The organism is Streptomyces sp. NPDC085944, assembly GCF_040686295.1.
GTDB lineage: Bacteria > Actinomycetota > Actinomycetes > Streptomycetales > Streptomycetaceae > Streptomyces > Streptomyces salinarius.
On sequence record NZ_JBFBJX010000015.1, the window covers coordinates 107,761 to 122,503 of the forward strand.

General features: G+C 73.8%; 15 protein-coding genes. 7 read left to right on the forward strand and 8 right to left on the reverse strand.

Annotation, left to right across the window (positions count from 1 at the left end; translation table 11 throughout):
• Positions 1 to 30: 30 nt before the first annotated feature.
• Positions 31 to 372, reverse strand: coding sequence for a hypothetical protein (locus AB0P07_RS27485; RefSeq protein WP_365555226.1), 342 nt, complete (start codon positions 370 to 372; stop codon positions 31 to 33).
• Positions 373 to 424: 52 nt separating this feature from the next.
• Between AB0P07_RS27485 and AB0P07_RS27490 the strand changes: the two genes are divergently transcribed.
• Complete coding sequence (locus AB0P07_RS27490; RefSeq protein WP_365555228.1) at positions 425 to 778, forward strand: hypothetical protein; 354 nt, start codon at positions 425 to 427, stop codon at positions 776 to 778.
• Between the two features lie 457 nt (positions 779 to 1,235).
• Here AB0P07_RS27490 and AB0P07_RS27495 read toward each other — a convergent pair whose 3' ends face one another.
• The 3 genes from AB0P07_RS27495 to AB0P07_RS27505 all read right to left on the reverse strand — a co-directional run bounded on the left by AB0P07_RS27495 (position 1,236) and on the right by AB0P07_RS27505 (position 3,425).
• Positions 1,236 to 1,652 carry a class F sortase gene (locus tag AB0P07_RS27495; RefSeq protein ID WP_365555230.1) on the reverse strand — a complete coding sequence of 139 codons (417 nt, stop codon included), beginning with the start codon at positions 1,650 to 1,652 and terminating at the stop codon, positions 1,236 to 1,238.
• Positions 1,653 to 1,875: 223 nt separating this feature from the next.
• Positions 1,876 to 2,712, reverse strand: a complete 837-nt coding sequence (locus AB0P07_RS27500; RefSeq protein ID WP_365555232.1) for a DUF4397 domain-containing protein — start codon at positions 2,710 to 2,712, stop codon at positions 1,876 to 1,878.
• Positions 2,713 to 2,816: 104 nt separating this feature from the next.
• Positions 2,817 to 3,425: a sigma-70 family RNA polymerase sigma factor gene (locus AB0P07_RS27505; RefSeq protein ID WP_365555234.1), complete on the reverse strand. Its 609-nt coding sequence runs from the start codon at positions 3,423 to 3,425 to the stop codon at positions 2,817 to 2,819.
• 231 nt (positions 3,426 to 3,656) lie between these two features.
• Here AB0P07_RS27505 and AB0P07_RS27510 point away from each other — a divergent pair, with 231 nt between their 5' ends.
• The 6 genes from AB0P07_RS27510 to AB0P07_RS27535 all read left to right on the forward strand — a co-directional run bounded on the left by AB0P07_RS27510 (position 3,657) and on the right by AB0P07_RS27535 (position 9,944).
• A complete protein-coding gene (locus tag AB0P07_RS27510) occupies positions 3,657 to 4,610 on the forward strand; it encodes a MerR family transcriptional regulator (RefSeq protein ID WP_365555350.1) in 954 nt (317 codons plus the stop codon).
• Between the two features lie 210 nt (positions 4,611 to 4,820).
• The gene (locus tag AB0P07_RS27515; RefSeq protein WP_365555235.1) at positions 4,821 to 6,071 is read left to right on the forward strand and encodes an NAD(P)/FAD-dependent oxidoreductase; all 1,251 of its coding nucleotides are present in this window, start codon (positions 4,821 to 4,823) and stop codon (positions 6,069 to 6,071) included.
• A 102-nt stretch (positions 6,072 to 6,173) separates the two neighbouring features.
• A complete protein-coding gene (locus AB0P07_RS27520) occupies positions 6,174 to 6,392 on the forward strand; it encodes a hypothetical protein (protein WP_365555237.1) in 219 nt (72 codons plus the stop codon).
• On the forward strand, positions 6,389 to 7,606 hold the full coding sequence (locus tag AB0P07_RS27525) for a lycopene cyclase family protein (protein WP_365555239.1): 1,218 nt from the start codon (positions 6,389 to 6,391) through the stop codon (positions 7,604 to 7,606). Before AB0P07_RS27520 ends, AB0P07_RS27525 begins: the two co-directional genes overlap by 4 nt.
• On the forward strand, positions 7,603 to 8,379 hold the full coding sequence (locus tag AB0P07_RS27530; RefSeq protein WP_365555241.1) for a class I SAM-dependent methyltransferase: 777 nt from the start codon (positions 7,603 to 7,605) through the stop codon (positions 8,377 to 8,379). Before AB0P07_RS27525 ends, AB0P07_RS27530 begins: the two co-directional genes overlap by 4 nt.
• Positions 8,376 to 9,944: an FAD-dependent oxidoreductase gene (locus AB0P07_RS27535; protein ID WP_365555243.1), complete on the forward strand. Its 1,569-nt coding sequence runs from the start codon at positions 8,376 to 8,378 to the stop codon at positions 9,942 to 9,944. The genes AB0P07_RS27530 and AB0P07_RS27535 overlap by 4 nt, the downstream gene beginning before the upstream one ends.
• Before the next feature lie 22 nt (positions 9,945 to 9,966).
• Here AB0P07_RS27535 and AB0P07_RS27540 read toward each other — a convergent pair whose 3' ends face one another.
• The 4 genes from AB0P07_RS27540 to AB0P07_RS27555 are packed head-to-tail and all read right to left on the reverse strand — an operon-like array spanning position 9,967 to position 14,666.
• Positions 9,967 to 10,977, reverse strand: coding sequence for a DUF5914 domain-containing protein (locus tag AB0P07_RS27540; protein ID WP_365555244.1), 1,011 nt, complete (start codon positions 10,975 to 10,977; stop codon positions 9,967 to 9,969).
• Entirely contained in the window at positions 10,974 to 11,969 is a 996-nt protein-coding gene (locus AB0P07_RS27545) for a phytoene/squalene synthase family protein (protein ID WP_365555246.1), read from the reverse strand. The genes AB0P07_RS27540 and AB0P07_RS27545 overlap by 4 nt, the downstream gene beginning before the upstream one ends.
• Positions 11,956 to 13,527 carry a phytoene desaturase family protein gene (gene crtI / locus AB0P07_RS27550; protein ID WP_365555248.1) on the reverse strand — a complete coding sequence of 524 codons (1,572 nt, stop codon included), beginning with the start codon at positions 13,525 to 13,527 and terminating at the stop codon, positions 11,956 to 11,958. The genes AB0P07_RS27545 and crtI overlap by 14 nt, the downstream gene beginning before the upstream one ends.
• Positions 13,524 to 14,666 (reverse strand): polyprenyl synthetase family protein, encoded by a 1,143-nt coding sequence (locus AB0P07_RS27555; protein WP_365555250.1) that lies wholly within the window; start codon positions 14,664 to 14,666, stop codon positions 13,524 to 13,526. The genes crtI and AB0P07_RS27555 overlap by 4 nt, the downstream gene beginning before the upstream one ends.
• Positions 14,667 to 14,743: the final 77 nt, after the last annotated feature.

Sequence of the window (14,743 nt, forward strand, 5' to 3'; positions counted from 1 at the left end):
AGGACTTCAAGCGACAGATCCTGCAGGCGTTCACGGAAGGGTTCCGGCACCGTCCGGCCACCACGTTCGGGGACCGGGCTGTCCGGGCCGCCCCCGTCCGGGGGCCGCGAGTTGTCCGGCTTCGTCCTGCCGGCGGTCGGCGGGCCGGCGCCGGCCGCGCGCCGCCGGGCGCCGCTCGTGGTCCTGGCCGTCACGGGGCTGTCTGCGGTGGGCCGTCTGGCGGCCGGGTTCGAGGTCCTCGCCGTCTCCTACCTGGTCGCTGTCTACGGCGCGGTGCGTGGCGGACACCGCGCCGTCGCGGTGCTCGCGTCCGTCGGCCTGGTGACCGTGCTCCACCTCACCGCCCTGTTTCCCGGGCTTACCGTCGAGCAAGGGCGGACACATGCCCGCCGGCAAGAACGGCGGTGGGGAGTGCGTCCGAACCGTGGCGGCCAAGACCGACGACGGCAGCGATCACCTGGTGGACGGCACCCGCTACGATCCGCCCACCTGGGATGAGACCTGCGGGCGGTCGTCGATGTCGAAGTGCGTCAACGCCGGCGCGGTGAGCGGCTTCGGCAACACCTTCGCAGCAACACCTTCGCACCCGGAATGCGGCTCCTGGACCGAGACGAGTACCGGGTCAATCCTGGCACCTCGCCGACCTGGTTCAACGGTAGGTCCAGCGGTGGAATCAGTGGACGGGCGTCCAGTGCGGCAATGCTTCGTCGCCACCCAGGGCACGCTCATCGAGCAGTTGACCGGGCCGGAGCTCTTCCACGCCCTCGCCCAGCCCTGATTCGCAACCACCGGACGAGAAGGACACCGGTGGCCAGAGCCAGTGCGAAGAAGCCCTCGCGTGCTCCGGCGCCGACCGTCCGTATGCTCCGGACACCGCGCTTCCCCTCGGGGGCAGGCCGACCCGCAGGGTGTTCTCCGGGGTGCGGGAGCCCGTCGGCACGACGGAACACCTCCTGCGTGACGCGCTGCCACACGCGCTCGGGCGGAGCCGTCGGCAGGTCCGCGACCCGCGCACCACGCGCGGCGGCCACCACGCGGGTCGTCTGCGCGAGTTCACCGCGACAGCGCGGGCACGAAGCGAGGTGCCGCAGGGCGTCGGCGTCCTCCGCGCCGCTCACATGACCGAGTGCCAGTTCCACCAGGTGGGACGGCTCGACGTGACCCACTGCGCTCTCCTGTGTCTCGGTTTTCCTGGTCCATGTGCGCGCACGCCGCCGACGCGTGCGGCAGCGCTGTCACTCGGGCAGCGGCTCCGCGGTGACGACGAGGTTGGCAAGGTAGCCTCCGCGCTCGGGTTCGAACGGGGGCGCACATGTGATCAGTGTGAGGACGGGGCTGCCCGTCCGGCGGAACACGGAGGGCGGCAGCTCGTCCTTGGGCACGGTGGTGCGCGAGACGACGCGGTAGACGACCGGCGCGGCCGCCGCTCGCCGGACCTCGACGCGGTCACCGCGCCGTACGGCGTAGAGTGCGGCGAACTCTCCGAGGGCGCCGGTCTCGCTGTCCACGTGTCCGACGAGTACGGCCGATCCCTCGCCGCTCCCGGGGACCGGGCCGTAGCGGTACCAACCGGCCACGGCGGGGTCCTCGGGGACGGCCATGGCTCCCCGCTCGGTCACGCCGACCGGCCGTACACGGGCCTCCAGGCCCACGGCTCGCACCTCGACGCGCTCGGGCGACGCTGCCGCAGCAGCGTCGGACCGCGACTGTGTACCCGTGGGCAGCGGGGCCGCCGCCGGCTGCTGCGCAGCTTGCGAGGGCGCGCGCCCGAAGTCGGGCGGTGCCGGGGCGGTTGCCGACGGCCCGCCCGAAACGGCGAGGACGGCTGCCAGGGCGGCAGCCGCCGTCGCCAGTCCGGTCAGCCGTCGCGCGGCGTCACCCACGTCGGCCGGCGACCTGGCGGGCCAGCAGGACGCCGGTCAGCGTGACCGCTCCGGCCGCGGCGGCCCACGCCAGCCACTGGTCGGGGGAGTTCGAGGTGACGGCGGCGCCGCTGCCACCCGCGTGGACCGCGTTGGGCGTCGATTGCATGCCGCTGAACGTCTGGGTGGCGAGGGCCAGGTTCTTGTCGTCGGCGCTGCCCCAGGCGTAGACGACGTTGCTCGTGCCCTCCTTGAGGTCGAGGTCGGTCGGTCCGATGGCCACGGTGTCCGTGCCGGCGAGGACGACTTCGGCGTTCACGGTGCCCGCGTCGACGGCCGCGGTGTCCTCGTCGGGGTTCGCCAGGCCGGTGAAGACGGGCTGCCCGCCCGCCCGCACGTCCACGGCGGGTGCGGCCGCGACATGGCGGACCGTCAGGCGTGCCTGGCCGGCGTCCACCTTCGAGACGTCGTTGGTGAATGCCGTCAGCTCGGGCTTGCCCTCGGCGGAGAGGTGGGCGGCGACCGTGGCGTTGCCGCCCTCGGGTACCTTCACCTGCTTCTCCAGGGCGGGCTTGCCCTCGGGGCCCTGGCCGGCTTCGAAGACCTGGATGTCGTAGGTCCCGGCGTCGAGGGACTGCGGGGCGGTCACCGTGCCGGGCTTGAAGTCGCTGAGCAGTTCGTCGCCGTTGGCGTAGACGTCGACCGTCATGCCGGGGATGCCGTGGAAAACGGACACCATGGCTCGGTCCTGTGTCTGGTCGGGGGCCGCCATGGCGGGTGCGGTCACGCCGAGTGCCAGGGCGCAGGCCCCGGTGGAGGCGGCGACGGCGACGGTGGTCCGGGAAGTCATGGGGATCATCCCTTCGGAGGAAGCTGTGCCTGCTGTGGGTCTCACATGGGTTTCGCGGCCGGGCGTTGCCGTGGATGCGCCCGGGCGTCGCCGCTCCGCCCCGGTCAGAGGTCGGTGCCGTGCACGTCGGCCCGGTCGACGGCCGTGCGCAACCGATGCAGGCCGCGGCGGGCGTGGCTCTTCACCGTGCCCAGGGGAACGCCGGTGCGCTCAGCGATCTGAGCCTGCGTCAGGTCCTCGTAGAAGGCCATGCACAGCACTTCCCGCTGAGCGTGCGGCAACCGGGACAGGGCCTCCACGAGAAGCACCCGGTCGAGGACCTCGTCCGGTGCCTGCTGGACGAATCGGGCCGGTGTCGCGTCCTGAGCGGCCGATTCGACCAGGGCCAGACGCCGTGTCCTGGCCGCCAGCGCGTCGACGATCTTGCGGCGCGTGATCCCGACCAGCCACGCGCCGAGCGCGCCCCGCTCGGGACGGAAGCCGTGCCGACCGCGCCAGGCTCCGACAAAGACCTGCTGGGTCACGTCCTCGGCCTCGTACGTGTCACCGAGGGACCGGGTGGCCATCGTGTGCACGAGTGATCCCCAGCGCCGGTAGATGGCCGCGAACGCTTCCTCGTCGGCGCCGGCGAGGCCACGAGCCAGTTCTTCCTCGTGCCGCGTTTCCTCCACGGGCGGGACGAGCGTCGTGGTCCGTCGTGTGTCCGTGTTCATGGCCTTTCCTCCTGCCGTGCGTCGTACGGGGACGGAAGGGGCCGTCCGCCGAACGGCGGGTTCACCGGTCTGCCCTGCGCGGCTGCCGCGCGCTCCGCTCCAGTTTTCGAGGCTGAAACGACGCAGGCAACATGCATCGTTTGTGCGTCGTACGCTGGAGGTGTGAGTACACCGAGGGAAAACGGCGAGGACCGGTTCGGCTACGGGGACGGCGACCGGCAGGCAGGCGGTCTGACCACCGGAGAGGTGGCGCGGCGACTGGGGGTGGCGCCCACGACGGTCCGCACGTGGGTTCGCCGGTACGGGCTCGGGCCGGACGCCCACACGGAGGGACGGCACCGGCGCTGGACGGCTGCGGACGTGGCGAGGCTGGAACGGATGTGCGCGCTCACGGCGACCGGGCTGCCACCGGCCGAGGCGGCACGGCTGGCGCGCAGCGAGGAGCCGCCGGCGGTGGCCCAGCCCCGAAGCGCCGCCGGGTCACCACCCGCGTCGTCGCCCGTGTCCCGGAGCCGGGCGGGGAGCGGCCTGCGACTGGGCGATGTACGTCAGGAGTGCAGGGGAATCGCCCGGGCAGCCCTGCGCCTGGACGCCGCCGTCCTGGACGAACTGCTGCTCGCCGCGATCACCGAACACGGGCTGGTCGCCGCCTGGACCGAGGTGATCGTGCCGACGCTCCAGGCCGTCGGCCGCAAGTGGGAGACGTCGGGCGAGAAGTACGTCGAGGTCGAGCACTTCCTGTCCTGGCACGTCTCCGGGGCGCTTCGGCGCGCCGCGCCCCGCACGGTCGCGGACCGTCCCGGCGCCACCACGGTGCTCGCCTGTGTGCCGGGGGAGAACCACACCCTGCCGTTGGAGGTCCTGTCCGCGGCACTGACCGAGCGAGGTGTTCCGGTGCGGATGTTCGGCGGTGCCCTGCCGGTCGAGTCGCTCGTCGCGGCGGTGCGCAGGACCGGGCCGGCCGCCGTGGGACTGTGGGCGCAGTCGCGCACCACCGCCAGCCGGCCGCTGGCCCAGCACGTGGCCGCGATGGAGTGGGGAGTGCGCGGCGCCCGTCGCAGGCCGGTCGTGCTGGCCCTGGGCCCCGGCTGGGCGGGACGGACGGTCGCCGGTGTGGCGCGTCCGTCGGGGCTCGCCGAAGCGGTCGCCGCTCTGGAGCCCTTGGTGTCGGCGCAGTCCTCATGAGGTGTTGTCGTCCGACGGCTCTTGGTCGTGGCGCCGGGGTGTCGGCCGGGCGACGTGGTCCGCTGGACAGGTGGCCACGCCCGGCCGACGGGTGCCGGCGCCGCGTTCCGGCACCGGTCTGTGCCGGGCGGTTGCGGGTACTGACCGGGACGGAGGCCGGACGGACGGTTTCTCCGGGGGCCACATGTACGGCGTCGACCGAGGAGACGTATGAGCGACGAACATCGCCGGGCACCGGACGCAGTCGTCGTCGGTGCAGGTCTGGCCGGCCTGGCGTGCGCCCTGGATCTGTGCCGGGCCGGACGGCGGGTGGCCCTGCTGGAGGCGTCCGACGGTGTGGGCGGCCGGATGCGCACGGACCGGCGGGACGGATTCCTCCTGGACCGGGGTTTCCAGGTGTTCAACACCTCGTATCCGCAGGTGAAGCGGCGCCTCGACCTGAGGAGCCTGCGCCTGCGGCCGTTCACCGCCGGTGTGATCGCGCATACGTCGACCGGGCCGGTCCGCCTCACCGATCCGACCAGGGACCCCGGTGCGGCAGGGGCGTTCCTGCCGGGCCGGATCCTGTCGGCCCGTGATCTGGCCGCGCTGGCGGCACTCACCGCACGGGACGCCGTTCTGCCCGTGTCCACGACCAGATCGCGCCCGGATCGCCCCACGTCGGCTGCCCTGTCCAGAGCGGGGCTGTCGGACGCCGTGATCTCCGACATCCTGCGGCCGTTTCTGTCCGGCGTCTTCCTGGAGGACCGGCTGGAGACCTCCGCCCGGTTCTTCCACCTGGTCTGGCGCAGCATGGTCCGCGGATCGCTGTGCCTGCCGGCGGAGGGCGTCGGCGCCGTGCCCGCCCGGCTCGCCGACGGCCTGCCGGACGGCGTCCTGCGCCTCGGTACGCCCGTCGCCGAGATCACGGACACCGGGGTCCTGCTCGGGGACGGGACCGAGGTGCCGGCCCGGGTCGTCGTGGTGGCGACGGACCCGGCGACCGCGGCCCGCCTGTTGCCGGACCTGACCGTCCCGGACACCCGCACCGTGACCACCTACTACCACGCCACCGACAGGCCGCCGATGGCCGAACCGACCCTGATGGTGGACAGCACCGGAGCGGTTCTCAACACCTGCGTCCTCAGCGAGGTCGCGCCCACCTACGCTCCGCCCGGCACCGCACTGGTCTCCACATCCGTACTGGGCACGGACCCGCCCGGCAGGGGGCGGGCGGTGCTCCGGCGGCTGGCCGAGCTGTACGACACCGGCACGAGCGACTGGCATCAGGTCGACGCCCGCACGGTCGAGGGCGCGTTGCCCGCGATGCTCCCGCCCTGGCCGCTCAGCCGCACCACTCGCCTCGGCCCGGGCAGGTACGTGTGCGGGGACCACCGGGCGACCGGATCGGTGCAGGGCGCCCTGGCCTCGGGGGCGCGCGCCGCGCGTGAGGTCTCCGCCGACCTGGGGCCGGAGAAGTGAGGAGCGAGCGAGCCGTGAAGTGCGCATCCGCACACGGCCCCGCCGCAGAAGCAGTGACGATCGGTTCGATTCGTTGTCGGTGTCCGTGTCCGGGGAGTGAGCGTGGAGCTGAGTCAGGCCCGAGTTCCGGTGGCCGGTGCCACCGGCGTGCCGGGTGGTGCCGTCACCGCCGAAGCAGCCGCCCGAGGCACGAGGGTTGCCCTCGCCGCACGTCACCCGCGCCGATGCGCCGGCGCCGTCGCGGACGCGCTGGAGGCGGACGCCGAGCCGCTGCGTCCGGGCCCGGACGGAACGCCCGTCGCCGGACGGCGGGCCCGGTGACATCGCGCTCCACCGAGGTCTTGGACGTGATCGTCGTCGGTGGCGGCGCGGCCGGTCTCGGTCTCGCGCACCGGCTGACGGAGACCGGGGCCGCCACCGTGACCGTGATCGAGCCGCCGGACGGCCCGCTGCGTCCCGCGGAGCGGACCTGGTGCTACTGGGGCGAGGGCGCTGACGGCCTCGACGAGGTCGTCAGCGCCTCGTGGTCCCGGCTGCGCCTGCACGGCGCCGACGGCCGGCCGGTCACCGTCGACCCGGCCCCGTTCAGCTACCGCATGGTGCGCTCCACCGACTTCGAACGACTGGTCCACGGTCGGCTGGCCCGTTCGGACGGGGGGCATCTCCTGCGTGCGACGGTGGGATCGGTGAAGGGTGTGTCCGGGGGCGCGGAGGTCCGCTGCACCCTGCCGGGGGGCTGGTCCCTGACGTTGCGTGCCCGGCGCGTGTTCGACTCGCGGCCGTTGCGCGCCCTGCCGCCCGCCCGGACGCAGCTGCTCCAGCACTTCCGCGGCTGGTTCGTGCGCACGGGCAGTGCACGCTTCGATCCCGCCGTCGCCGATCTGATGGACTTCCGCGTGCCCCAGCCGGCGCACGGGCTCGCCTTCGGTTACGTTCTGCCGCTCACGCCGGACCGGGCGCTCGTGGAGTACACCGAGTTCTCCCGCGACGCGCTGACCACCGAGGCGTACGAGTCGGCGCTCGGTCACTACTGCCGCGAAATCCTCGGGCTCGGCGCGCTCACCGTGGAGCGGGCCGAGCAGGGGGTCATCCCCATGACCGACGCCCGCTTTCCGCGGCGCTCCGGCTCTGCCGTGTTCCGCATCGGTACCGCGGGCGGCGCCACCCGTCCGGCCACGGGCTACACCTTCGCCGCGATGCAACGGCAGAGCAGGGCCGTCGCCGCCGCGCTGCGCGACGGGCACGGCACCGTCCTGCCCGCTCCCCACGGACGCCGGGCGCTGGCCATGGACGCGATACTGCTGCGCGCCCTGGACACCGGACGGATCGACGGGCCCGACTTCTTCACCGGGCTGTTCCGCCGCGTCCCCGCCGAGCGCCTGCTGCGCTTCCTCGACGGCGCCACCTCCTTCCGCGAGGAGTGGGGCATCGGACTGCGCACCCCGGTCCGGCCGATGCTCCGCACGGCGGCCGAGCTGCCCTTCCTGCTCCGCCGCTCCCGGCGCACCGCAAGAAACGGAGACGACCACCGATGAGCCTTCTGCGTGACCACGACCTGGCCCGCGCCTTCGACCACGCCTCCCACACCTACGACCGCCTCACCTCCCTCAACCCCGGCTACCGCACCGGCCTGCTGCGCTCGGCCCGCCGCCTGCGCCTGCCCGACGACGGAGCGGGACTGCACCTCCTCGACCTCGGATGCGGCACCGGCGCCTCCACCCGGGCCCTGCTCACGGCTGCGCCCCGTGCCCGGATCACAGCCGTGGACGCCTCCGCGGGCATGCTCCGCCGCGCACTGGCGAAGCCGTGGCCCGCACGCGTGCGCTTCCTGCACCTGACCGCCGAGGAGGTCGCGACGGCCGGCGAAGGCCCCTTCGACGCGGTCTTCGCCGCCTACCTGTTCCGCAATGTCACCGACCCGGACGCGGTCCTCGGCAGCGTCCGGACCCTGCTGCGACCGGGCGGGCGGCTCGCCGTCCACGAGTACAGTCTCAGCGGCGCGCGCAGGCACCGGGCCCTGTGGTCGGCGGTGTGCCGGGGCATCGTCGTCCCGGCGGGCACGCTGACCGGCGATCGCGGCCTCTACCGACACCTGCGGCACAGCGTCGCCGTCTTCGACACCGCGCCTTCTTTCGCCGACCGGCTGACGAGAGCGGGCTTCACCGGAGTGCGCGTCGCCCCGGTCGCCGGATGGCAGACGGGCATCGTGCACACCTTCGTCGCCCGGGGCGGCTCGACCCCGGCGAGTACTGCCCCGGCAACATGGACCCCGGCCTCCTCGTCCCCGGAAAGGGAGCACGCTCAGTGACCACCCGCCGCACCGATCCCGCCCGAAGGGGCCGCGACCGCAAGGCAGAGGTTCTGCTGCCCGCACCCGGCAGGAGCCGGTTCCAGCGCGGGGAAGGGCCGACCGTCGCGGTGATCGGCGGCGGCATCGCCGGTCTCTCCGCGGCCACCCTGCTCGCCGAACGCGGCGCCCGCGTGACCCTGTACGAGAAGGAGGCATCGCTCGGCGGACGGCTCTGCGGATGGCACACCCGGCTGGCGGACGGCTCCCCGGTCACCATGACCCGCGGTTTCCACGCCTTCTTCCGCCAGTACTACAACCTCCGCGGCCTGCTCCGCCGCACCGACCCCGCCCTCGCGCGGCTCACCCCGCTGCCCGACTACCCCCTGCGGCACAGCGGCGGCCTGACCGACAGCTTCGCCCGTGTCCCGAGGACCCCACCCCTCAGCGCGCTCGGATTCGTCGCCCTCAGCCCCACCTTCGGCTGGCGGGACCTGGCCGCCCTGGACCCCCGGGCCGCCCTCCCGCTGCTCGACGTGCGCGTGCCCGAGGTCTACGAACGCTTCGACGAGGTCAGCGCCACCGGCTTCCTGGAAGGCGTCCGCTTCCCGGAAGCCGCGCACCATCTGGCGTTCGAGGTGTTCTCGCGCAGCTTCTTCGCCGACCCGCGCGAACTGTCCGCCGCCGAACTGCTGCTGATGTTCCACATCTACTTCCTCGGTTCGGCCGAGGGCCTGCTCTTCGACGTGCCGAGCGAACCCTTCCCCCAGGCGCTCTGGGACCCGCTCGCCGACTACCTCCAGCGCCTCGGGGCGGACCTCCGCCCCGGTACGCCCGTGCACGGCGTGCTGCCCGCCGGCGACGCCGGAGCGGACGTGCTGACCGACACCGGCACGGGACGCCACCAGGCGGTGGTGCTCGCCCTCGACCCCGGAGGACTGCGCCGGGTCGTCGGCGCGTCACCCGGCCTGGGCACCTCCGGCTGGCGCGAGGACATCGCCGCCCTGCGCACCGCACCGCCGTTCCTCGTCTCCCGGCTCTGGCTCGACCGGCCGGTCCGCGCCGACCGCCCGGGGTTCCTCGGCACCAGCGGCTACGGCGGGCTGGACAACATCAGCGTTCTGGAACGCTACGAGGGCGAAGCCGCCCGCTGGGCCGAGCGGACCGGCGGTTCGGTGGTGGAGCTGCACGCTTACGCCGTGGACACGGGTGCCGAACAGAAGGAGACGCAGGACATGCTCGTCGACCGGCTGCACGAGGTGTACCCGGAGACCCACGGGGCGCGCGTCGTCGACGCCCGGCACGAGTGGCGCTCCGACTGCCCGCTCTTCCCGGTCGGTTCCCACCACCGGCGCCCCACCGTACGCACCCCCCACCCCTGGCTGACCCTGGCCGGCGACGCCATCCGCTGCGACCTGCCCGTCGCCCTCATGGAACGGGCCGCCACCACCGGTTTCCTGGCGGCGAACGCGCTGCTCACCGACCGGGGCGTACGCGGCCAGGTGCTGTGGACCGTCCCCCGCGCGGGACGTTCCCCCCTCCTCCGGGCGCTCGGCGCCGTCGCCGGACGCCGCTCGTCCCCCTGACCGGCGCCCGGCCGGCGTGCGGTCAGCCGGGGAACCGCCCGGTGCTGCGCAGCGCCCACCGGCGTTCGGCGTAGGCCAGGTCGTCGCGCCACAGGCGCCCGGCCGTACGGCGCATCAACGGGCGCAGCACGGGGGCGGCGGCCCGCGCGAGGGCGAAGCCGGGCCGATCCGAAGCGGCGATCGTCGCCTCGACCACGGCGGTGCGCGGATGTGCGTGGCCCGCTCCTGTCAGCGGGGTCGCGTGCGTCTCCACCACGGACGTGGCCCCCTCCCCGTCGGTGATGCGCATGACGACCGTGCGCGGCTCCGGCGCGGTGAACTCGGCCCGCACCGGGACCACCAGGCGCCCGGCCACCCGGAAGGAGACGTCGACGACGAAGGCGTCGTCCTCCTCGCCCTGCGGTTCCCGCGCCACCGCCAGGTCGACGAACGAGTACGGGTGAAACCACGAGCCGTGCCACGGGTCGAGCCGGTTGGCCACCACGTCCTGAGGTTCGCACCGCCCCACCGCCGTGAACACCGTGTCCACCCCGATGCCCGTCGCGGGCCGCACGGGCACCGCAGGCCGGTCGGTCGGCTCCTCGCCGCCCACCTGGTCCAGCCGTACCCAGACCAGTACCCCGTCGTCGTGAACCGGATAAGGGTCCCAGCCGGCGTACGGAGAACCGTCCAGGGCGAGGCCGTGCCAGTGGCAGACCAGCGTGCCGCAGGCGACCCGGCTGTCGCGCAGGGGAGCGCCCAGGTGCGGGCAGACCCCCGGCCCCGCGCGCAGGTCGCCGGTGTCCGAGCGCCACAGCACGACCTCCACGCCGCCGACCGTTCTGCCGTACGGGCGGCCGTCCGCGCGCACGTTCCGGGAGGCGCCGACCACGAACCAGTTTCCGGACGGACGGGAGGACGCCCGCTTGAGCGCGTCGGCGATCAGTGCCGGTCGCGCCTGGCGCCAGGTCGGTGCCTGCGCCGCCCAGTCCGGGCCGGAGCGCCGGAGCCGCAAGGGCGGTGTCCAGCGCCTCCCGCCTGTTCGCTCACTCACCGCGCCGGCTCCTTCCGTTCGACTGCCGGACCATCCGGCGTGGCGATCCGACGTGGGACGCGGGCCCGCCACCGGGCACCGGCCACACGCAGCACACCGGCCGCCGCGGTGGCCGCACGACGCCGGCGGGACACGACCGCACGACGATGCAGCACGGTGTACTCCTGCTCCGCGATCGCGTCGAGAATGCCGCCGTAGAGGGTGAAAGCGGCGCGGATGCAGGGGCGCACCCGTGGATCGAGCATGGCGATGCCCGGCTCCGCCGTCCGGTACACCTCCCGCGTCATGGCCTCCGCGGCGACGAGGGCCGCTCGGATCCGCGGATCGGTGCGTCCGGTGCGTCGGCTCCACTCCAGCAGCGGCCTGTCCACACCGTGCGCGGCCAGCAGATCGCCGGGCAGGTAGACACGGCCCCGGTCGAGGTCCTCGCCCACGTCGCGCAGGAAGTTGGTGAGCTGGAACGCCACACCGAGCGCCGCCGCGTGCGGTGCCGCCTCCTCCCGGGCCGTGACCGTACCGAGGACCGGCAGCATCTGCAGGCCGATCACCGCGGCCGAACCGTGCACATACCCCTGCAGGTCGGCGTAGGTCGGGTAGTCCGTGACGGTCAGGTCGGCACGCATCGAGGACATGAAATCGGCGAAGAGCACGGGCTCGATGGCGTACCGGGCGGCGGTGTCCGCCACGGCCCGGACCACCGGTTCGTCTCCGCCGCCGGAGCGCAGCCCGCGCGCGAGGTCGCTCTCCAGACGGCGGAGCAACCGGTCGCGCTCCTCGGGTGCCAGGGTGCGGTCGAGGTCGTCGACGATGTCGTCCGCCCAGCGGGCGAAGCCGTACAGGGCGTGCACGGCGGAACGGCGTTCGAGCGGCAGCAGGCGAGTGGCCAGGAAGTAGGTCTTGCCGTGGCGGGCGTTGAGCCGGCGGCACCGGGTGTAGGCGGCGCGCAGCGCGGGATCGGTGATCCCGGCCGCGTCCAGCTCACGCCGCGTCATCGGCACCTGCCGGGGCCGGGACGGAGGGTTCGCCGGCCGCGGCCGAAGGCGTACGCCCTCCCAGAGGGCGAGGGACGCTGCCGCCGGTTACGCGGGCGGCAGCGAGCTTGCCGCTGATGAGTACGGTCGGCACGCCGACGCCCGGAGTGGTTCCGCACCCCGCCAACACCACGTTCTCCACCTCCCGTACGAGGTTGCGTGGGCGGAACGGTCCGGTCTGGGCGAAGGTGTGGGCCACCGAGAAGGGGCTGCCGGCCGCATGGCCCTGCGCCGACCAGTCGAGCGGGGTCACCAGGAGTTCCTCCTCGATGCTGTCCGTGAAGCCGTTCAGGCCCCGGCGTTCCAGTTCGTCGGCCAGGCGGTCGCGGTAGCGGGGGCCGAGATCCCGCCAGGTGGCGGCCGAGGGGCCGACCGTCGTGTTCGGGCAGGGGGCGAGGACGTAGTGGAGGTGGCGTCCCGGCGGTGCCAGGTCGGGATCGTGCGTCGTGGGGCGGGTGATCAGCAGGGAGGGGTCGCTCATCAGCTCGCCCCTGCGGGTCAGCTCGTCGAAGGTGCGCTCCCAGGCGGCCCCGAAGGAAATGGTGTGGTGGGCGAGGTGCGGCCAGGTGCGGTCGGTGCCCGCGTGCAGGATCACGGCGGACGGTGAGTGGCGCAGCCGGGCCGGCCTCCGGGGCGTCCGCTCCAGCAGTCGGTAGGCGGCGGGCAACTCGCACGTGAGCACCACCGCGTCGCACGGGATGCGCTCCCCGGAGGTCAGATGGACGGCCCGCACGCGCCCCGACGAGCGTTCCAGCGTGCTCACCTCGGCCCTCCAGCGCAGGTCGGCACCGGCGTCCGCCGCCGCGTCGGCCATGGCGCGGGGGAGTGCGTGCATGCCGCCCTTGGGGAACCAGACGCCGGCCACGGTGTCCATGTACGCGATCACCGCGTAGGCCGCGAGCGCGCGGGCCGGGGCGACCCCGGCGTACAGCGCCTGGAAGGAGAAGACGCGGCGCAGGCGGTCGTCGGACAGGAAGCGGCCGATGCGGCCGTCCAGCCGTCCGAAACCGCCAAGCGCCGCCAGCCGGGCCAGATCCGGGTGCAGCAGCTGGGCGGGCGAGTCGAAGTTCGTGTCGATGAAACGGCGCATCTGCGCCCGGTACAGACGCTCCAGCCACTGCCGCATGTCGCGATAGCCGGCCGCCTGCGCCGGTCCGGCGAAGCGGCGCACCTCCGCCTCCATCTCCTCGCCGTCGGTGTGCACGTCGAGCGAGGAACCGTCCGCGAAGCACGCCCGGTAGGCGGGGTGCAGAGCCGTCAGCTCGACGCGGCGGTGGAGGCTGTCCCCGACGGCGGCGAACGCCTCGTCCGCCAGGTGCGGCATGGTCAGCACCGTGGGGCCGGTGTCCAGCTCGTAGCCGCCCCGTCGGATCCGGCCGGCCCGGCCGCCGGGGCCGGCGTCCCGTTCGACCAGGGTGACCCGGCGGCCCGCACCCAGCAGGTGCAGGGCACAGGCCAGCCCGGACAGCCCGGCGCCCACCACGACGACGTGGTCGGTCGGCCCCGGCACCCTCTTCACGCGACCTCCTCGGCACGACGCGGGCGCACGCCGGTGGCGTGTTGGACCAGTGTCGAAAACTCGTCCTGTACGGCCGGGGGCGCGCCGGTGCGCCCGAAGTGGCCGAGGCTCATGTCCGTCAGTTCCCCGATCCTCGCCTCCACGAGATCCCTGGCGCCGGTGCGTTTCAATGCCGCCCGCACGCGTTGTACGGCGTGCTCGGACCGCGGGACGGCGTCCGGGGCCAGTGTCGCGGCGGCCTGGTGATCGTCGGCGGCGTCGGAGAGCTGCAGGGCTACGGCGAGCAGGTAGGTGAGCTTGCCGGAGCGCAGGTCGTCGTCGGCCGGTTTGCCGGTCAGTGCCGGGTCGCCGAAGGCGCCCAGGAGGTCGTCGCGGAGCTGGAAGGCCAGCCCGGCGCACCGGCCCGCCGCCCGCAGTGCGGCCACCACCTGCGCGTCGGCGCCGGCCAGCGACGCGCCCAGCGCGAGCGGCCGGGCGACGGTGTACAGGGCACTCTTCAACGTGGCGATGGTGAGCGCCTCGTCGACCCCGGACGAACGCGTGGCCTGGGCGCGCAGGTCCAGGTACTGTCCGGCGACCATCTCGGTGCGCATGGCCCGCCATTCCCCGTGCAGGAGAGAGCCGTGCGGCGTGCCGAGCGCCGTCTCCGTCAGCAGGTCGTCCGCCCAGGCCAGCGCCAGGTCACCGGCGAGCACGGCGGCCGACGTGCCGAACGCCTCCGCGGAGCCGTGCATGCCCGAGGCCCAGTGCGCACGGGCGAGTTCGACGTGCAGGGCGGGGGCACCCCTGCGCTGCACGGATCCGTCCATCACGTCGTCGTGCACGAGGGCGCACGCCTGGAGCAGTTCGAGGGCGGCACCCGTGCGCAGGACGGCGCTGGCGTCGCCCGAGCCGCCCGCGGCGCGCCAGCCGCAGTGGGTGAACGCCGTACGCAGCCTTTTGCCGCCTCGTCCGACCAGGGCGATCAGGCGGTCGGCCAGCTCCCGGGCGAAGACGGGGTCGACAGCATGGGAAAACCGCAGCCGTTCGTCGAGTGCCTGTTCGAGGACGGTGCCGACGGCGTTCACGGCGTCGGACGCGGTCAGCGGGGCGTCGACGATTCCTGCCGGTGGGGCCACCATCGGCGGCAGTCCGGGCATGCACAACCCCTTCGCACTCTTGGTTATCCGCACAACACCGGTTCCGTCGGGTGCGCTGTCACGGATGCAGTGATTCC